The 16,109-nt window shown below is 64.9% G+C and carries 11 protein-coding genes; 10 read left to right on the plus strand and 1 reads right to left on the minus strand.

The window, feature by feature from the left end:
- The first annotated feature begins 66 nt into the window (after window positions 1-66).
- From gabT to LY40_RS18265, 4 genes are all read left to right on the plus strand, one after another.
- On the plus strand, window positions 67-1,401 hold the full coding sequence (gene gabT / locus LY40_RS18250) for a 4-aminobutyrate--2-oxoglutarate transaminase (protein ID WP_258937557.1): 1,335 nt from the start codon (window positions 67-69) through the stop codon (window positions 1,399-1,401).
- A complete protein-coding gene (locus LY40_RS18255) occupies window positions 1,398-2,906 on the plus strand; it encodes an aldehyde dehydrogenase family protein (protein ID WP_258937558.1) in 1,509 nt (502 codons plus the stop codon). The genes gabT and LY40_RS18255 overlap by 4 nt, the downstream gene beginning before the upstream one ends.
- The gene (locus LY40_RS18260) at window positions 2,903-4,027 is read left to right on the plus strand and encodes a CaiB/BaiF CoA transferase family protein (protein ID WP_258937559.1); all 1,125 of its coding nucleotides are present in this window, start codon (window positions 2,903-2,905) and stop codon (window positions 4,025-4,027) included. The genes LY40_RS18255 and LY40_RS18260 overlap by 4 nt, the downstream gene beginning before the upstream one ends.
- Window positions 4,028-4,299: 272 nt before the next feature.
- Window positions 4,300-5,424, plus strand: a complete 1,125-nt coding sequence (locus LY40_RS18265; RefSeq protein ID WP_258937840.1) for an acyl-CoA dehydrogenase family protein — start codon at window positions 4,300-4,302, stop codon at window positions 5,422-5,424.
- 496 nt (window positions 5,425-5,920) lie between these two features.
- Here LY40_RS18265 and LY40_RS18270 read toward each other — a convergent pair whose 3' ends face one another.
- A complete protein-coding gene (locus tag LY40_RS18270) occupies window positions 5,921-7,057 on the minus strand; it encodes a helix-turn-helix domain-containing protein (RefSeq protein ID WP_258937560.1) in 1,137 nt (378 codons plus the stop codon).
- Between the two features lie 218 nt (window positions 7,058-7,275).
- Between LY40_RS18270 and LY40_RS18275 the strand changes: the two genes are divergently transcribed.
- From LY40_RS18275 to LY40_RS18300, 6 genes are read left to right on the plus strand one after another with little or no spacing between them, the layout of a single operon-like run.
- Window positions 7,276-9,198 carry a hydantoinase/oxoprolinase family protein gene (locus LY40_RS18275; RefSeq protein WP_258937561.1) on the plus strand — a complete coding sequence of 641 codons (1,923 nt, stop codon included), beginning with the start codon at window positions 7,276-7,278 and terminating at the stop codon, window positions 9,196-9,198.
- Window positions 9,195-9,527 (plus strand): acetone carboxylase subunit gamma, encoded by a 333-nt coding sequence (locus tag LY40_RS18280; protein ID WP_258937562.1) that lies wholly within the window; start codon window positions 9,195-9,197, stop codon window positions 9,525-9,527. Before LY40_RS18275 ends, LY40_RS18280 begins: the two co-directional genes overlap by 4 nt.
- Window positions 9,527-11,671 carry a hydantoinase/oxoprolinase family protein gene (locus LY40_RS18285; protein WP_258937563.1) on the plus strand — a complete coding sequence of 715 codons (2,145 nt, stop codon included), beginning with the start codon at window positions 9,527-9,529 and terminating at the stop codon, window positions 11,669-11,671. Before LY40_RS18280 ends, LY40_RS18285 begins: the two co-directional genes overlap by 1 nt.
- Window positions 11,668-13,773, plus strand: coding sequence for a hydantoinase B/oxoprolinase family protein (locus LY40_RS18290; protein ID WP_258937564.1), 2,106 nt, complete (start codon window positions 11,668-11,670; stop codon window positions 13,771-13,773). Before LY40_RS18285 ends, LY40_RS18290 begins: the two co-directional genes overlap by 4 nt.
- Entirely contained in the window at window positions 13,773-14,534 is a 762-nt protein-coding gene (locus LY40_RS18295; RefSeq protein ID WP_258937565.1) for a hypothetical protein, read from the plus strand. The genes LY40_RS18290 and LY40_RS18295 overlap by 1 nt, the downstream gene beginning before the upstream one ends.
- Complete coding sequence (locus LY40_RS18300; protein ID WP_258937566.1) at window positions 14,531-15,886, plus strand: phenylacetate--CoA ligase family protein; 1,356 nt, start codon at window positions 14,531-14,533, stop codon at window positions 15,884-15,886. Before LY40_RS18295 ends, LY40_RS18300 begins: the two co-directional genes overlap by 4 nt.
- Window positions 15,887-16,109: the final 223 nt, after the last annotated feature.

Below are 16,109 nucleotides of genomic sequence, written 5' to 3' on the forward strand. Positions count from 1 at the left end.
AATATCCGAAGACCGTATCGTGTGGCGGCCTTACCGTCGGGACATCCAGATCCGACGGAGGAGACCATGCCGCAGCCCGAACAGCGTCGCATCCTCGCGACTGCCATCCCAGGTCCGAAGTCGTTGAAACTGCACGAGCACCGCGGCGGGGAAGTGGCCGGCGGGCTCGGATCGGTTCTGCCGGTGTTCGTGGACAGTGCCGGAGGCGGGGTCCTCGTGGACGTCGATGGCAATCACCTCATCGACCTGGCCTCCGGCATCGCCGTCACCAGTGTCGGCGCGTCGCACCCGCACGTCGTCCAGGAACTCTCGGAACAGGCTCAACGTTTCACCCACAGCTGTTTCCTCGTGACCGAGTACGAGGGGTTCGTCGACGTCGCCGCCGCGTTGAACCGCATCACGCCCGGTGATCACGCCAAGAAGACTGCGTTGTTTAGTACGGGTGCGGAGGCGGTGGAGAACGCCGTCAAGATCGCCCGGACCGCAACGGGGCGATCCGCGGTCGTCACGTTGGGCCACGGGTATCACGGGCGGACGCTGCTCACCATGTCCATGACCGCGAAGAACGCTCCGTACAAGGAAGGTTTCGGACCGTTCGCCCCCGAAGTCTACCGGGTTCCGTCGCCATATCCCTACAGGTGGCCCTCAGGTTCCGAGCGTTCAGGTGAGGAAGCCTTGGCGGCGCTGAGGGAGCTCGTGCTCACGCAGGTCGGTTCCCACAACGTAGCGGCCATCGTCGCAGAGCCCATTCAGGGTGAAGGCGGGTTCGTCGTCCCACCGCCGGGATATCTGAAGGCGGTGCAGGAGTTCGCCCACGAGCACGGCATCGTGTTCGTGGCGGACGAGATCCAGACGGGGCTGGCGCGTACGGGCGACATGTTCGCGTGCGAACACGAGGACGTGGTCCCCGACATGATCACGACGGCCAAGGCGCTCGCGGGGGGAATGCCGTTGGCGGCCGTGACCGGGCGCGCGGAGCTGATGGATTCCGTCCCGGCCGGTGGACTCGGCGGTACCTACGCGGGAAACCCGGTCGCGTGCGCCGCCGCGTTGGCCACATTGGAGATCATCGAACGCGAGCGTCTCGTGGAACGTGCTCGCGAGATCGAGCAGCGCGTGATACCGCGACTCGAGGCCTTGACGGGTCCCGGATCCGTCGTCGGCGAGGTCCGTGGACGCGGGGCCATGCTGGCCGTGGAGTTCGTGAACCCCGGCACGACGGAACCGGCCGACGACATCGCTCGCGCGGTGGCCGCCCACTGCCACCGTCAGGGTGTTCTCGTCCTCGTATGCGGTACCTACGGCAACGTCATCCGGCTACTCCCACCGCTGGTCATCGGCATGGACCTGCTCGATGAAGGGATCGACGTCCTCGAAGAAGCTGTGCGGAGCGTCCGATGACCGTCACGTCGTTCAATCCTCGTTCGGGGAAGGCCGTGACCTCGGTCCAGGAGACCACGGCCGAGCAGTTCTCAGACATTCTCCGCGCGGCGTCGACGGCGGCGCCCGCACTGGCGGCGACTCGCCCTGCCGACCGGCAACGGTGGCTCCACGCGATCGCCGACGCCTTCGAGGCGCGACGCGAGGAACTGGCCGAGTTGGCCGACCGGGAAACAGCCCTGGGCTCCGACCGGCTCACCAACGAGATCGCCCGGACGTCTGGGCAGCTGCGCCTGTACGGTGACGTGGCTGCGGAAGGCTCCTATCTCGGCGTGACGCTCGACGAGCCGACCACAGATGCCTCCGGCCTCGTCCGGGTCAACAGGCCCATCGGCCCGGTGGCGGTGTTCGGGGCCAGCAATTTCCCGTTCGCGTTCAGTGTTCCGGGTAACGACACGGCTGCGGCCATCGCGGCGGGTTGCCCAGTGGTCGTCAAAGCCCATCCGGCTCATGTGGGCCTGAGCATGCGGCAGGCTGAGATCGTGCAGGCCGTTCTTCGCGAGCAGGGCGCTCCCGAGGGGGCGTTCGGCATCGTCAACGGGCACCAGGTCGGCGTCGACCTGGTGCAGGCGTCGGAGATCGCTGCTGTGGCCTTCACCGGTTCGCAGGATGTCGGCATGAGGCTGTGGCGGCTCGCGAACGAACGCGACGTCGTAATTCCGGTATACGCCGAGATGGGCACGGTCAATCCCGTCGTGGTGACTGGCTCCGCAGCGAAGGACATCACTGGCGTTGCAGACGGTTTCGTCGAGTCGTTCACTCTCGGCCACGGCCAGTTCTGCACGAAACCGGGCCTGTTGTTGGCGCCCGCTGGTTCACGTGCCGCCGAGGAGGTTGCGGGCGCGCTCCGCCGAGCTGCTCCGGAGCCGGTCATGCTGACGCGCGCGATCGCCGAGTCCGTCGTGGCCGGTATAGAACGGCTGAAGGACGGTGGAGCCCACGTCGTCGAGAATCTGAGGCCGAAGACCCAGGGTTGGACGGCGCCGGCAGCCGTGCTGCGAGCGGACATCTCGGCACTGAAGCGGGGGAGTCGTCTACTGGAGGAGTGTTTCGGCGCAGTGGTCCTGGTCTGCGAGTACAGGTCGGATGAGGAACTCACTGATGTCCTGGACGAGCTTCAGGGCGCGCTCGCCGCCAGCATCATGACGGGGCCCGAAGACGATGATGCTCATGTCGGCGGTCTGGTGAGCCGGCTCAGCCGGAAGGTCGGACGGGTCGCCTGCAACCAATGGCCGACCGGTGTCGGCTACACCTGGGCGCAGCAACACGGTGGGCCCTGGCCATCAACTTCGGTCCCGTCGGCCACATCGGTGGGCGCCTACGGACTCGACCGGTTCGTGCGCCCGGTCGCGTTCCAATCCGCTCATGACACCTGGTTGCCACCGGAAGCGCGCTCGGATAACCCGTGGCAGTTGCCGCGGCGCATCAACGGGCGGCTCGTGAGCAGTTCTGGAATCGCATCATGACCCGGCCTCTCGACGGCATGATCGTGGCCGACTTCAGCCGTGTGCTGGCAGGCCCCCTCGCCGCGTCGACTCTGGCCGATCTGGGTGCCGACGTGATCAAAGTGGAACGGCCCGGAACCGGAGACGACACCCGGCAGTGGGGACCGCCGTGGACCGAGACCGCCAGCTCGTACTTCGAGTGTGCCAACAGATCGAAGCGATCTGTCGAGCTGGATTTGTCGGACCCCGACGACCTCGTGCGCGCCCGGGAACTCGCGGCGCGCAGTGACGTGCTGATCGAGAACTATCGCGCCGGCGCCCTGGACAAGAAGGGTCTGGGGTACGACGAGGTCGCCGCGCGCAATCCCGGCATCGTCTACGCGTCGATCACCGGTTTCGGTAGCCGTCAGGGCGCCGAGTTGGCCGGATACGACTTTCTGGTCCAGGCTGTCGGCGGCCTGATGAGCATCACCGGGACGGAGCAGGAGCCCACGAAGGTCGGCGTCGCGCTGGTCGACGTGCTCACCGCAAAGGACGCCACGATCGGCATCCTCGGGGCGCTCCAGGCCAGACCGGCTCTCGGCCGCGGACAGCATGTCGAGGTCAACCTGCTGTCGAGCCTGCTCGGCTCGTTGGCGAACCAGGCGAGCTCCTACCTCACGACGGGTCGTGCGCCGGAACGCATGGGCAATCGGCACCCGTCCATCGCTCCTTACGAGACATTGACCGCCAAGGACGGATACGTCGCTGTCTGCTGCGGCAATGACGGACAGTTCCGCAAACTCGCCGAAGCGGTCGGGTGTCGGGAGATGGCCGATGACAGTCGCTTCGCCAGGAACAGCGATCGCGTGGCCAACCGCGAGATCATGGTTCAGCTTCTGGAGGAGGCGCTCGCCGGAGACACGGTCGAAGGCTGGACGCAACGTCTCAACGCTGTCGGGGTGCCCAGCGGGAAGGTCGGGTCGATCCCCGACGGCTTCAGCTTGGCTGACGAGCTCGGGCTCGATCCCACGGTCGACGTCGGCGGAGGGAGGCAGGTGCGCAATCCCATTACCTTCTCGGGAACTCCGATCAGGGATTACACGGCTCCTCCCCGGCTCGGCGAGCACAATGACGACGTACGTCGTTGGCTCGACGAATGATCCCACCACGAGTGGCCATGGAGGATGCGAGCTCCGATTGATCTGCGACCGGATGCGCACTGTCCGATATGGATCTTTCGTGGTTTGTCCCGCTGCGAGGTGGGGACGTGCCGACGGCATCCGGAGGGCCAGAGCCGCCCGGATGATGGAGGTAGGTCTGCAGCTTCCGCAGCTGCCCGCCGGGCATACGAGGCCGGTGTCATTGCTTGTTTTGTGAAGGGAGAGGTGTGTTGTCGTATTCACCGCTTGGCTTGTTCGGTACCGACGGACTCATCGACGATGAGAGTCTTGCGATCCGGGATGTGGTGTGCAGGTTCGTCGGCGACAGGATCAGGCCCGAGGTCGCAAGCTGGTACGAGTCCGGACGCATTCCCGTTCGCGAGTTGGCCAAGGAGCTGGGATCTATCGGTGTGCTCGGGATGCATCTGACCGGGTACGAGTGTGCAGGTATGTCGGCGACGGCGTACGGACTTGCCTGCATGGAACTGGAAGCCGGCGATTCGGGTCTGCGGTCGCTGGTGTCGGTGCAGGGCTCGCTGGCCATGTATGCGATCTGGAAGCACGGTAGCGAGGAACAGAAGCAGGAATGGCTTCCCCGGATGGCGGCTGGTGACGCAATCGGCTGTTTCGGCCTGACCGAGCCGGACTACGGGTCCGATCCGGGCGGCATGCGCACCCGCGCACGTCGTGATGGTGACGATTGGATCCTGACCGGCAACAAGATGTGGATCACCAACGGATCCGTGGCCGACGTGGCGGTGGTCTGGGCGCGTACCGACGACGGGGTTCGGGGGTTCGTCGTGCCGACCGACACGCCGGGCTTCTCGGCACCCGAGATCACGAAGAAGCTGTCGCTGCGTGCCTCGGTGACCAGTGAGCTCGTGCTGGACGAGGTCCGGTTGCCTGCCGGCGCCCTGTTGCCCGGAGCGCAGGGTCTGTCGGGTCCGCTGTCGTGTTTGAACGAGGCGCGGTTCGGTATCGTGTTCGGTGCACTCGGCGCGGCACGCGATTGCCTGGACGCGACGCTGAACTATGCCGGGCAGCGGGAAATCTTCGACAAGCCGTTGTCGGCGTTCCAGCTCACCCAGGCGAAGCTGGCGGATATGACACTCGAACTGGGCAAAGGCATGCTGCTGGCTCTTCACCTCGGGAAACTCAAGGACGACGGTTCCGTGGCTCCCGAGCAGATCAGCCTCGGCAAGCTCAACAACGTGCGGGAAGCGATCGCCATCGCCCGCGAATGCCGCACCGTGCTGGGCGCAGCCGGAATCACCCTCGAGCACCCCGTCATGCGCCACGCCAACAACCTGGAATCCGTCCTGACCTACGAAGGCACCAGTGAGGTGCACCAGCTCACGATCGGACGAGCACTCACCGGCCACGCCGCATTCCGCTGAGGCCGACCCGCCGTACGACCACCCCGATCATGTGGGCTGCGAGTCGAGTCACGGCCGCGGTCGTCCTTGATCGCCCAACACCACAAGGGAAGGCGAACATGTCAAGCACCGACAGAATCCAGCGATGGCGCACGCTGTGCATGGTGCGTATTCGAGGAAAATAGGTAGTCGGGTAGCCGGGACGCATTATCGCGTCCCGCCCCCAAAAAAAGGATTGCGGAGCAGCTTTCACTGCGGGCAGCTCAAGCAGACGCCGCGCGGGGTTTGGCATCCATCTAGGTGCCGGGTTCTGCTTGCGTTGGCGGTCGCCGAGCGATTGCTGCTGATACTCCGGATGACCAGGCGACCGTAACCTTGGCCGTAACGCCCGGTCCGCGACGCCTAGGGTGGCTCGGCCTCGACGCGCCCTCGTAGCCCCGGTCACTTCGTCGCCAAGGACATCGCACGGAGATCAGGTGTGTCTGATGGGTTCTCCCGCTGATAGTAGCTCCGGCTATCACCACCTCGGAGACCGCAGATGAACTCCTCGGTCTGTGCTTCGGACAACATCTTCTGCGGGTGTTACGCAACCTTCGTGGGGTTTGCTGGTCACTGTGGCCGAGTCTGCCCGTTCGGTACGGTGGCTCGAGCCGGCGGCCCGGTACTCGCTCGGGCTCACACCAAAATGATCACGGAACACCCGGCTGAAGTGGGACGCGTGCGGAAGTCCGACGGAGCAGGCGATCTGTTGGATCGTTACGGTGCTCTGTATAGTGTCTGACGTTAGGAGTGTGCTGGCGCGCTCAAGTCGGGCACATCGAAGCCACTCTGCGGGAGTTGTTCCCACGTCCCGGAATATCGAGAACAGATACCGTTCAGAAACCGGGATCGCGGCTGCAATATGAGCAGGTGAGAGTTCCGGTTCCGCTAGGCGATCGAGCATGAATCGTTGCGCCTGTTCGAGGACCGCTGCGCGGGAACCGCGAAGCTCCTGCGCGCTACCCAGCTCTTCGAGCACCGCAGCGATGGCGAGCTCCACCGCGTTCTTCGCCGCCACATGTGCCACGGCATCATCGCGGTCCGCAACGTGCCGACGCAGGGCGAGCAGAGTCGACACAGCCAAGGCCCCCAGTCCGTTTCGGCCCATCAGGGGCGTAGCCGTTCGCGCCACGAGCCCACGAAGGTAAGGACCCGGCCAAGCGCGGGGGATCTGGATCATCGTCACCTCGCTGGAGGTCACGAGTTCGGCGTCGTATGGCTTTGCGGAGTCGACGAGCGCGAAGGTGTACGGCTTTCGCAACGACGCGATCCGCTCGTCCTGCGCCACGAACATCTCCCCGTGCCGGAGCACGAACATTAAGAGCGCTTCGCTGGGTGCCTGACGCGTGAGTCTGCCGGAACGGACTACGCGGTACGGCTGCGCCACGACCCGATCGAGGCGTAGTCCTCCGAAAACGAGGCGGTCCATCCTGCCCAAGAATCCGTGCTTCCTCGGAGCTGGGTTCGTTCCGTCGATGGCGAAGAAATGTTCGCGCACAGCCGATTCCCAGAAATCCTGCTGATCTCCGCGTGGGACACCTCGGGTGGTCAAGGTCAGCACAGCCGCGCTCCTCGCTCCGTTGCGCACGCCATCCGGAATGGTGACGCGGATCACGAACTGTGGGACATCGTAACAAGGCTCGGCACTGATGGTAAGGGACATAGGAACGGTACAAGTTCACGACAAATGACGTAGCCCGTTACCGTAGCTGGCCTTCGGTGGCCGTGCAGGGAGGTGACATCGGGAGTGCGGTGAGGGACAAGACGCTGCATCAGATCGGTTCCTAGGCTCCGTATCCAGTACCTGACCTCCAGGGAGGAGCGACCACACGCATGGGTAGTGACAGTCGCACGAGCACGCGTGAGCGCGATGGTGTCCCGCGCTACACGATTGAGATCGATACTGGCGGCACGTTCACCGACGGCTATGTGGCGGGTGGCGACCAGGTGATCACGGCGAAGGCGGACACCACGCCATACGACCTAGCTACGGGCGTGCTCGCGTGCGTCGATCGTGCCGCTGAACGCCTTGGTATGTCGCGGGCTCAGTTGCTGCGGTTGACGGAAGCGTTCCGCCTGTCCACGACGGTGGGGACGAACACCCTAATCAACCGGTCTGGCCCAGCGGTCGGCCTCCTGCTTGGTGAGGACGTGATGCCAGCTGCCGACCGGCTTAGCTCTGATCTGCCCCTGGACCGCGAGCTGGTCGCGACAGTGCCCGAGGGCGACGCCGATGCCGTGAGTATCCAAACCGCGGTCCGCGGCCTCCTTGAGCGCGGCGCCCGCGTCCTGGTGATCGCGCTGTCCGGCGGACAACACCTCGAGACCCGCGAGAACACGGTCCGGGCGCTCATCGCCGAGCGCTACCCGCGACACTATCTGGGTGCGGTGCCGGTGCTTCCTTCGCACCAGGTCACACCGCTGGACGACGAGCGGCTCCGGGTTCAGACCGCCGTGCTGTCGGCGTACCTGCACCCTGTGATGAGCCAGTTCCTGTACCGCGTGGAGGACGCGCTGCGAGCGGATGGGTACACCCTGCCGCTGTTGGTTGCCAACGCGAGCGGCGGGACCTCGCGGGTGGCGAAGACCGCGGCGCTCCGGACCTGGGGATCGGGCCCCGCCGGTGGTGTCGCGGGGACGGCGGCATTATCCGCGGAGCTGGAAATTCCTGTGGCTGTCGGCTTTGACGTCGGCGGCACCAGCACGGACGTGTGCGTCATCGTCGCTGGTCAGTGGCAGTACGAGGTTCAGCCGAGCATCGAGGAGATAGAGGTCGCTTTGCCTGCGATCTCGCTGGTCTCCGCGCCGGTCGGCGGCGGGACCATCGCGCGGATCGTTGACGGTGAGCTCACGCTGGGTCCCGACAGTGCGGGGGCCCAGCCTGGACCCGCATGCTTTGGTCTCGGTGGGGACCAGGTCACCGTGACCGATGCGGTCTGCCACCTGGGGTTGTTTGACCCCGACAGTTTCCTCGGCGGGCGGAAGCGCTTAGACGCAGCCGCGGCCCGGGTTGCATTGGAGGGACTCGCGGGGCCGGCGGGCTGGACCGTCGAGCACTTGGCGACCCAGATCCTCACGCGGGCGGGGGAAGTGATCGCCGACACGATCACCGCCCAACTCGAAGCTGCGGGCATCACCGAACCGGTTTCGCTATTCGCGACAGGCGGCGCCGGCGGGATGCTTGCTGGGTTCGTCGACGCTGCTGCCCGGCCACGGGAGACATTCGCATTTCCGGTGAGCCCGGTGTTCAGCGCGTTCGGCCTGTCCCGGCTCGACGTGGCACACGCATACGAGGCGTCGAGCAGTTCACCGACGCTCGAAGCGGACCTCGAGGCACTACAGGAGCGGGCGTTCGCGGACATGCGCGCGGAGGGGTTCACGCCCGAGGACGTTCACTTCGCCGAGGAAACTGAGATCGTCGACGCCTCAGGAACTGCCCGGGTGGTCGCCGGGCGGGTCGAGTCCGATCAGAGGGACGGGCGTCCCCGCATGGTGCGACTGACCGCTTATACCCGGGGTCGGCGCGCCCGTTTCCCCCGTGCGGGAACTCGGCAACCGGAGTCGACTAGTTCGCGATTGGTCCAATGGCCCCAAGGGTCGCAGACTACTCCGGTCTTCGAATGGGAGGCGCTAGCGGCGGGCGCCACGATTCACGGGCCCGCGATTCTCGAGACAGACGAGACGACACTGGCGGTGCCGCCCAAGTATTCGGTGCACGTCGGTTCTATGGGGGAAGCGAGGTTGATGGCCCCATGAAAATGCAGATCACGGAAAATCTCGACGTCGATGTCGATGCCCGTGTGTGGTCATGCCACCACTGCGGCGCGGCCCTTGGTGCTGCGGAAGCCAATTACAAGGAGAGCTGTCTCGTCGCGGCGCGTGACCCGGAGGAGATCTGGCAGCCGCACGTTCGCGAGGAGGTCACGTTCAGCTATCACCGCGATTGGTGCCGCATCGTGGAGTTCTACTGTCCGGGCTGCGGCTGGCTGATCGAAGTCGAGGTACTACCGCCCGGCCATCCGATTACCCATGACATCGAGCTCGACCTCGACGGGCTACGAGAGCCGCAGAAAGGGGCGCACTGATGGGCGCGACGATGGACGTCGACATTGGAGGAACATTTACGGACTGCCTCGTGACGCTCGACGACGGCCGGACCGCGGCGATCAAGACGCCGACAACCAAGCACCGCCTGGCCGCAGGATTCATGAAGACAGTCCAGCAGGCCGCGGCCGAGTTCGACCTGACCATGGAGGAGCTGCTGCGGCGGACCGACATCGTCCGGTACTCCACGACTGTGGCGATGAACACGCTCATCCAACGCAACGGTCCCAAACTCGCCCTGATCTCGACTGCCGGACACGAGGACGTGCTGCGCATCGCTCGGGCTGCCTCGTGGACCGATTCCACGCTCTCACAAGAGATCCGCAACGTCGCCCAGATCGACAAGCCTGCCCCGCTCGTAGAGCGTTCGCTAGTCGTCGGCGCCCGGGAGCGCGTCGACTGCTTCGGCCGGGTGGTCCAACCACTCGACGAGGAGCATTTCCTGCAGCAGCTACGCGGGCTCGTTGACCAGGGCGTGCGGGGGTTCGTCGTGTCCCTGCTGTACGGCTATCTCAATCCGGTTCACGAGCAGCGGATCCGTGAGCTGATCGAGACCGAGTACCCGGAGGGCTACCTCGGAGCCATGCCGATCATGCTCGCCAGCGAGGTGCTGCCAAAGCGCTGGGAGTACACGCGGACGAACACCACGCTCCTCAACGCCTACCTACACCAGGCGATGTGGGAGGAGCTCGCGGGGATGAACGACGACCTGCGTGCCCAGGGCTACGAGCGCGGGATCATGATGGTGCACAACACCGGCGGCATGGCCGAGGTGTACCACACCGCAGCGGTCGAGACGTTCAACGGCGGCCCCGTGGCGGGTTTGATCGGCGGAGCCGCGGTTGGGCAAAAGCTCGGACACCCCAACGTCATCGTCGGGGATATGGGCGGAACCAGCTTCGATCTCGGCGTGGTGGTTGGTGGATCCACCCGGACCTATGAGTTCCGGCCGGTTATCGATCAGTTCTGGGTGGACATGACCATCCTGCAGACGCGCTCCATCGGTGCGGGCGGCGGATCGATCGCCTGGGTCAACACCGCTGTCGGAGACCGACTTGAAGTCGGTCCGCGCGGGGCGGGCTCACTCCCGGGGCCCGCCGCGTACGGCCTCGGAGGCAAGGAACCGACGGTGACCGACGCTGACCTGGTGCTAGGACTAATCGATCCCGCCGGGTACTTCGGCGGGAGCCTCCAGCTGCAACCCGCCCTCGCCGAGGAAGCGATCCGGAAGCACGTCGCCGAACCACTGGGCATCAGTGTGGTCGACGCGGCTCGGCGTATCCGCCGGATCGTGGACGCGAACATGGCCGATGTGATCGCCCGGGAGACACTGCTGCGCGGGTACGATCCGAAAGACTTCGTGCTGATGGCCTTCGGCGGGGCAGGGCCGACCCACTGCGCCGGGTTCGGCGGCCACCTGGGGATCTCGCGGATGTACGTGCTCCCGACCTCGCCCGTGTTCTGTGCATGGGGTTCGTCGACGATGCCGGTGGTACACATCTACGAACTCTCCAGGCGGGTGGAGCTTCTCGCGGCTGGAGATGAGTGCCCGCTAAGCGACTACGCTGCGTTCAACGACGCCGTCGAAACCTTGAAAGCCCAGGCTCTCCGCGACCTGCAGGGCGAGGGTTACTCCGCCGACGACGTGTCCTTCTCCTTGGAACTGGACATGAAGTTTGGTGGACAGTTCCATCTGCACAGGGCGTCGTCGCCGGTGCTTCGCCTAGCCGGCGAGGATGACGTGAAGGCTGTGTACGAACGCTTTGCGGAGGAATACGCGGAGGTGTTCAGCCCGTTGAACGTCTTCCCCAGGGGTGGCGTGGAAATACACAACTTCGTACTCCGGTCGCAGACTGCGCCGCCGGAATGGGACTTGCCGGTCCACCCGCTCGAAGGCCGTGACCCTGCAGTGGCGCAGACCGGGTCTCGCCTTGTGCACTGGGAGGGCGGTGACGCCGTCACCCCAGTCTACTCGCAGGCGCTGCTCCGGGCCGGCAATCGCCTCACCGGCCCCGGCATCGTCGAAGCTCCCTACACGACGGTGGTCGTCGATCCGGAGTTCTCTCTGGAGGTCGACGAGCACCTGAACTTTGTTATCACCGCAGACGGCGAGGAGCAGTCATGACCGCGAACCCCCTCGACCTCGAGGAACACCTCCAGGTCACACCGATCACCATCAGTCCGTCGACGATGATCGAGTGGACCAGGCCGGAGCCGCTCTCAGCATTGGCGCGACGGTGCATTGAGTCTTTGCAGCCGGGTGACTACGAGATCTACGACGAGAAACTGCGAAACTTCCTCGAAGAGGCCCGCGAGGTGTTCGTCCGCAGCGGCGTGACCGGGATGCTCCGCGCCGGTGATCTGATCGTGGCCGTCTATACAGCCAACGGCGACCTCGCCAACGCCTCTGCCGGCACCTACTTGCATTGCGTCACGGCAATGCTCCCGGTGAAGTTCGTAATGAGCAAGTACTACGGGAACCCCACGGTCGGCGTACAGGACGGAGACATCTTCTATGCCAACGAGGCCCGGTACGGGGGCATTCATAACCCCGACCAGATGGCCTTCATGCCCGTATTCCACGGCGGCGAGCTGATCGCCTGGGTGGCGGCTCTGACGCACAATCCAGAAACCGGCGCGATCGAGCCTGGCGGGATGCCTGTGACCGCCCGCTCCAGGCACGACGAAGGCATGAAACTTACACCCATCAAGATCGGGGAAAACTTCCGGATCCGGGACGACATGCTCGACATGATGGAGAACTTCACGTCGCGTGCGGCAAGGATGCAAGCGATCGACGTCCGTGCCCGCATCACCGGATGTGACCGCCTCCGGCGCCGGATCAGTGAGCTCGCCGCCGACCGCGGAAACGACTTCGTCCGAGGTCTGCTCGCGAAGCTAATCGTCGAGGCCGAACAGGCGACCCGCCGTCGCATCAGCCGCTGGAAGGACGGCGTGTACCGTTCGACGGCATTCATGGACACGATCGGCCCCACTTCGTGCCTGGTCCGCGGCTCCCTCGCGGCGACTAAGCACGGGTCTGACATCACTTTCGACTTCACGGGGACGTCGCCGGAGAACGATGGCCCGTACAACTGCTTCCCGCACATCACCGCGGCGCACGCGGCGGTGACAATGTATGCGTTTCAGTTCCATGACCTCCCGGTCTCCAATGGTGCGCTAGCACCCTTTACCTGGATCGTGCCGGAAGGGACCGTCTTCAACGCGGATCCAGACGCTGCCATCAGCTCCAGCCCCATGATCAACTCACTCACCGTATCCGTCGTGCAGCAGGTGTTCGCACGAATGATGTTCTCCAGCGAGGACCGTCCCCAGGTGACCGGCAACATCTGCTGTCAGCCGTGTTCGCCGCTTGTGGCTGGCCCGAATCAGCACGGTGTGCCGGTCGCCGAGCTCGATAACGCGCTGCTCAACACAGACGGTCACGGCGCTCGCCAGGATCGCGACGGAGTCGACGCTTATGGCTTCGCCTACGGCCATGCGACCCGTGCCCCGGACACCGAGGACAGCGAGCTCGAGCAGCAGTTTCTCCGGCTTTACTTCCGGCTCCGCGCGGACAGTGGCGGCGTAGGAACGTTTCGTGGGGGAACGGGGACCGAGGCCGCGCTTGTGCTTTGGAACGTACCGTTCGCGGCGTGGGCTGTCTACGCGACGAGCAGTTATGTGCCCATCACACTCGGGGTTTTTGGTGGGTACCCGGCAGCCTCCGCACCGGGGATTAGCGTCCGAAACACCGACCTTTCCCAGAAGTTCCGACGTGGCGATGCGGACATCCCCCGGGATACGATCGAGCTCGCCACCCAGCGGGCGATCCAGGGCGAATACCATTTCGAACACACCAACCGTCCGACGCGCGCTGGAATCGAGGGCGATGTCATTGTCGCGACCACGGGCGGAGGCGGCGGCTACGGCGATCCGCTCGCGCGCGATCCAGAGCTTGTCGTGCAGGATATCCGCGATGAGGCGATCAGCGAGTGGACGGCGCGCACGCTCCATGGGGTCGTGTACGACCCGGCGACGCTTCTTGTTGATCATGACGCGACGAAGGCTGAGCGTGCGAAGGCACGCAAGGAGCGTCTGTCGCGTGGGAAGCCCTGGGCGGAGTTTCAGGCTGAATGGTCGACGCTACGCCCGGCCGAACACGCGCTTACCTACTTCGGATCCTGGCCAGAGGGTGTAGCAAACCATCCGTTGGAGCGGACTTGATGACGACACTGGACGACTTGCTCACACGTGCGGGCGGCGAGCGACGCCTGATCGGGCCGCTCGGGTTCTGGCACGCCGCCGCCCTGGAACAGATCCCTGCTGCGACGATGCTGAAGGATCCGGATGCAGCGGCGCGAGCGTTGAGTGCGGCAGCGAGTCTGTACGGTCTGGATCTCGTTGTCGCGGCCCCAGTGGACGCTGTCGCCTGGGCGGTTCGAGGAACCGCCATGCCCAGTGCGTCTGTCGCCGTTACGGAGGCGGAACACCGCGCCCAGCGCCCGGTCGAGGCCCAACCTGATGTGGACGCAGTGGCAAGCGCCGCCGCGACCAGGTACTTGGAGGCTGTCGTGGCGCGGCTACGTTCCCTCTCTTCTGCCGAAGTTCACACCGTGGTGCCGATCCCAACTGCGGAGTCCCTCGCGGCATCGCTACGACCCGCAGTGACGACGGAATGGGCAGACGAAGCCATCGGAACCGTGCTCCGGACAATCGGGGCTACCGAGCCCGACGTGATCCTCCGTATAGGCGAAGGTCCTCGGGCAGGTCTCGCGATGGGCTTGTGTGAGTTCTTCGATATCGCCCTCGTGGAGGTGTTTTCGGCAGGGTCGCCGCAGGTGAGCGGCCCGACCGGGGAGGAGTTCGTCGGCGGCGTGCCAGCGGCCGGGCGCCTCGTGACCACTAGGACGGAGCTTCCTTCGGACGCGGACCCAAAGCACGTCGCGGAGGCTGTGCGATCACTGAGGACAAAGGTGGAACGATGACCAACTCTGGACGACACTGGTATGCGGAAGAAGCGGACGACTGGGATGCGATTCAGGCTCGCCAGATAGATGCTCTCCCCACGTTGGTCCGGCGTCTTCGCGACCGCTCAGGTCTGTACGCAGAGCGGCTTGCAGACACGGACCCGGATCGTGTCGACACACTCGCATCTCTGCAGGATCTTCCGTTCACAACTAAGGAAGACCTACGCATGGGGCAGTCCACGTCGGTTGGCGGTGAGCGTGCGATCCTGGGGCGCCAGCAGGCCGTCGAGACCGATGAGCTTGAGCAGGTCATCTCCTCATCGGGTACGTCCGGCTCGCCCGTCCATTTCGGCCTGACCAGGAACGACCGGGAGTCCTGGACCGACGCCATCGGGGCCTTCTACGTCACTGCGGGAGTGGGGCCTGGTTCCATCGCTGCCCTATCGACCGGTATGCCCATGGTGGCCGGTGGTATCCCTTACGCCGACGGAATCCGCCGCACCGGTGCCGCACTGGTCTGGTTCGGCGGGCAAACCACTCCGCGGATGGCCAGCACCCTTGAGCGCCTGCAGGTGAACACCCTGATTGCGACTGCTTCGTTCGCAACGATGTTCGCGGACAAGGTGGAGGAAGTCCTCGGCGTGCCCGCTCGTGACCTGGGAGTGCGTACCGTGATATCCGGTGGGGAACCCGGAATGGGCCTCCCGGACGTTCGGGCGGGCGTCATGGAGAAATGGGGGGCGTCTCGAGTCAGCGAAGTGATGGGGCTCGGCGATGTGCTACCCGGCGTCTGGGCCGAATGTGAGGCTGGGGACGGAATGCATTTCACGGCACTCCGCGACGTCTTGGTCGAACTGGTTGATCCTGCCACCGGCGCCCAGGTCCTATGGGAAGAGGGGGCGACCGGCGAGCTTGTTTACACGACTGTACGTCGGGAGGCAACCCCGGTTCTTCGTTTTCGCTCGCGCGATCACATCGTGGTCAAGGGAATGGACTGTATCTGTGGTCGAGGCACCCCGCGGATCCGCTGTGTCGGTCGCACCGACGACATGCTTATCTACAAAGCAATGAACGTCTTTCCCACGGCGATTCGCGAAGTGGCCCTCGCGGCAGCGTCTGGTGAGGTGCACGAGGTGATCCGGCTGCGAAAGGAATCCGCCGCACAGGTTCGCTTCGACGGCCCGATCCCGCTCGAAATGCAAACTCGGCATGCCCCTGACCGGCAGGCACAGGAGGACCTGCGGAGGCGGGTCGAGGGGGCGGTCCGAGAGCAGCTGCGGGTTCGTGTTGCTGTCGAGTTCGTGCCTGACGGTACGTTCGGATTAGTCGGCGACAAAAACTCAATCGTCTATGTTGCGGATCGCGGATAACCGCTTGGGTGTTCAGCTTGGCCAGTCTCACTTGTACCTCAGGTGTCGCGCTTGCGTGCGAGGGGTGGGGGGTGCACAGGGCCGAAAGGTCTGCGTGCCGGTAGATGTCGTGCGGCCCGGTTTGAAAAGGGCGGGTCGTACGTTGTGATCAGTGGTTGCTGTGTCATCAGCTTGGTCGTGGTTGGCGGTTTGTCGCTGCGGCCTTTGGTGAATGATTGGTTGA

The organism is Prauserella salsuginis, assembly GCF_024648885.1.
In the GTDB taxonomy this organism is placed as follows: domain Bacteria; phylum Actinomycetota; class Actinomycetes; order Mycobacteriales; family Pseudonocardiaceae; genus Prauserella; species Prauserella salsuginis.

Excerpts from the sequence above, each read along its gene's own strand:
- LY40_RS18285 (WP_258937563.1), top strand. The coding sequence starts at position 9,527 with ATGGGCGCGACGATGGACGTCGACATTGGAGGAACATTTACGGACTGC.
- LY40_RS18300 (WP_258937566.1), top strand. The coding sequence starts at position 14,531 with ATGACCAACTCTGGACGACACTGGTATGCGGAAGAAGCGGACGACTGG.
- LY40_RS18295 (WP_258937565.1), top strand. The coding sequence starts at position 13,773 with ATGACGACACTGGACGACTTGCTCACACGTGCGGGCGGCGAGCGACGC.
- LY40_RS18255 (WP_258937558.1), top strand. The coding sequence starts at position 1,398 with ATGACCGTCACGTCGTTCAATCCTCGTTCGGGGAAGGCCGTGACCTCG.
- LY40_RS18275 (WP_258937561.1), top strand. The coding sequence starts at position 7,276 with ATGGGTAGTGACAGTCGCACGAGCACGCGTGAGCGCGATGGTGTCCCG.
- LY40_RS18290 (WP_258937564.1), top strand. The coding sequence starts at position 11,668 with ATGACCGCGAACCCCCTCGACCTCGAGGAACACCTCCAGGTCACACCG.
- LY40_RS18280 (WP_258937562.1), top strand. The coding sequence starts at position 9,195 with ATGAAAATGCAGATCACGGAAAATCTCGACGTCGATGTCGATGCCCGT.
- gabT (WP_258937557.1), top strand. The coding sequence starts at position 67 with ATGCCGCAGCCCGAACAGCGTCGCATCCTCGCGACTGCCATCCCAGGT.
- LY40_RS18260 (WP_258937559.1), top strand. The coding sequence starts at position 2,903 with ATGACCCGGCCTCTCGACGGCATGATCGTGGCCGACTTCAGCCGTGTG.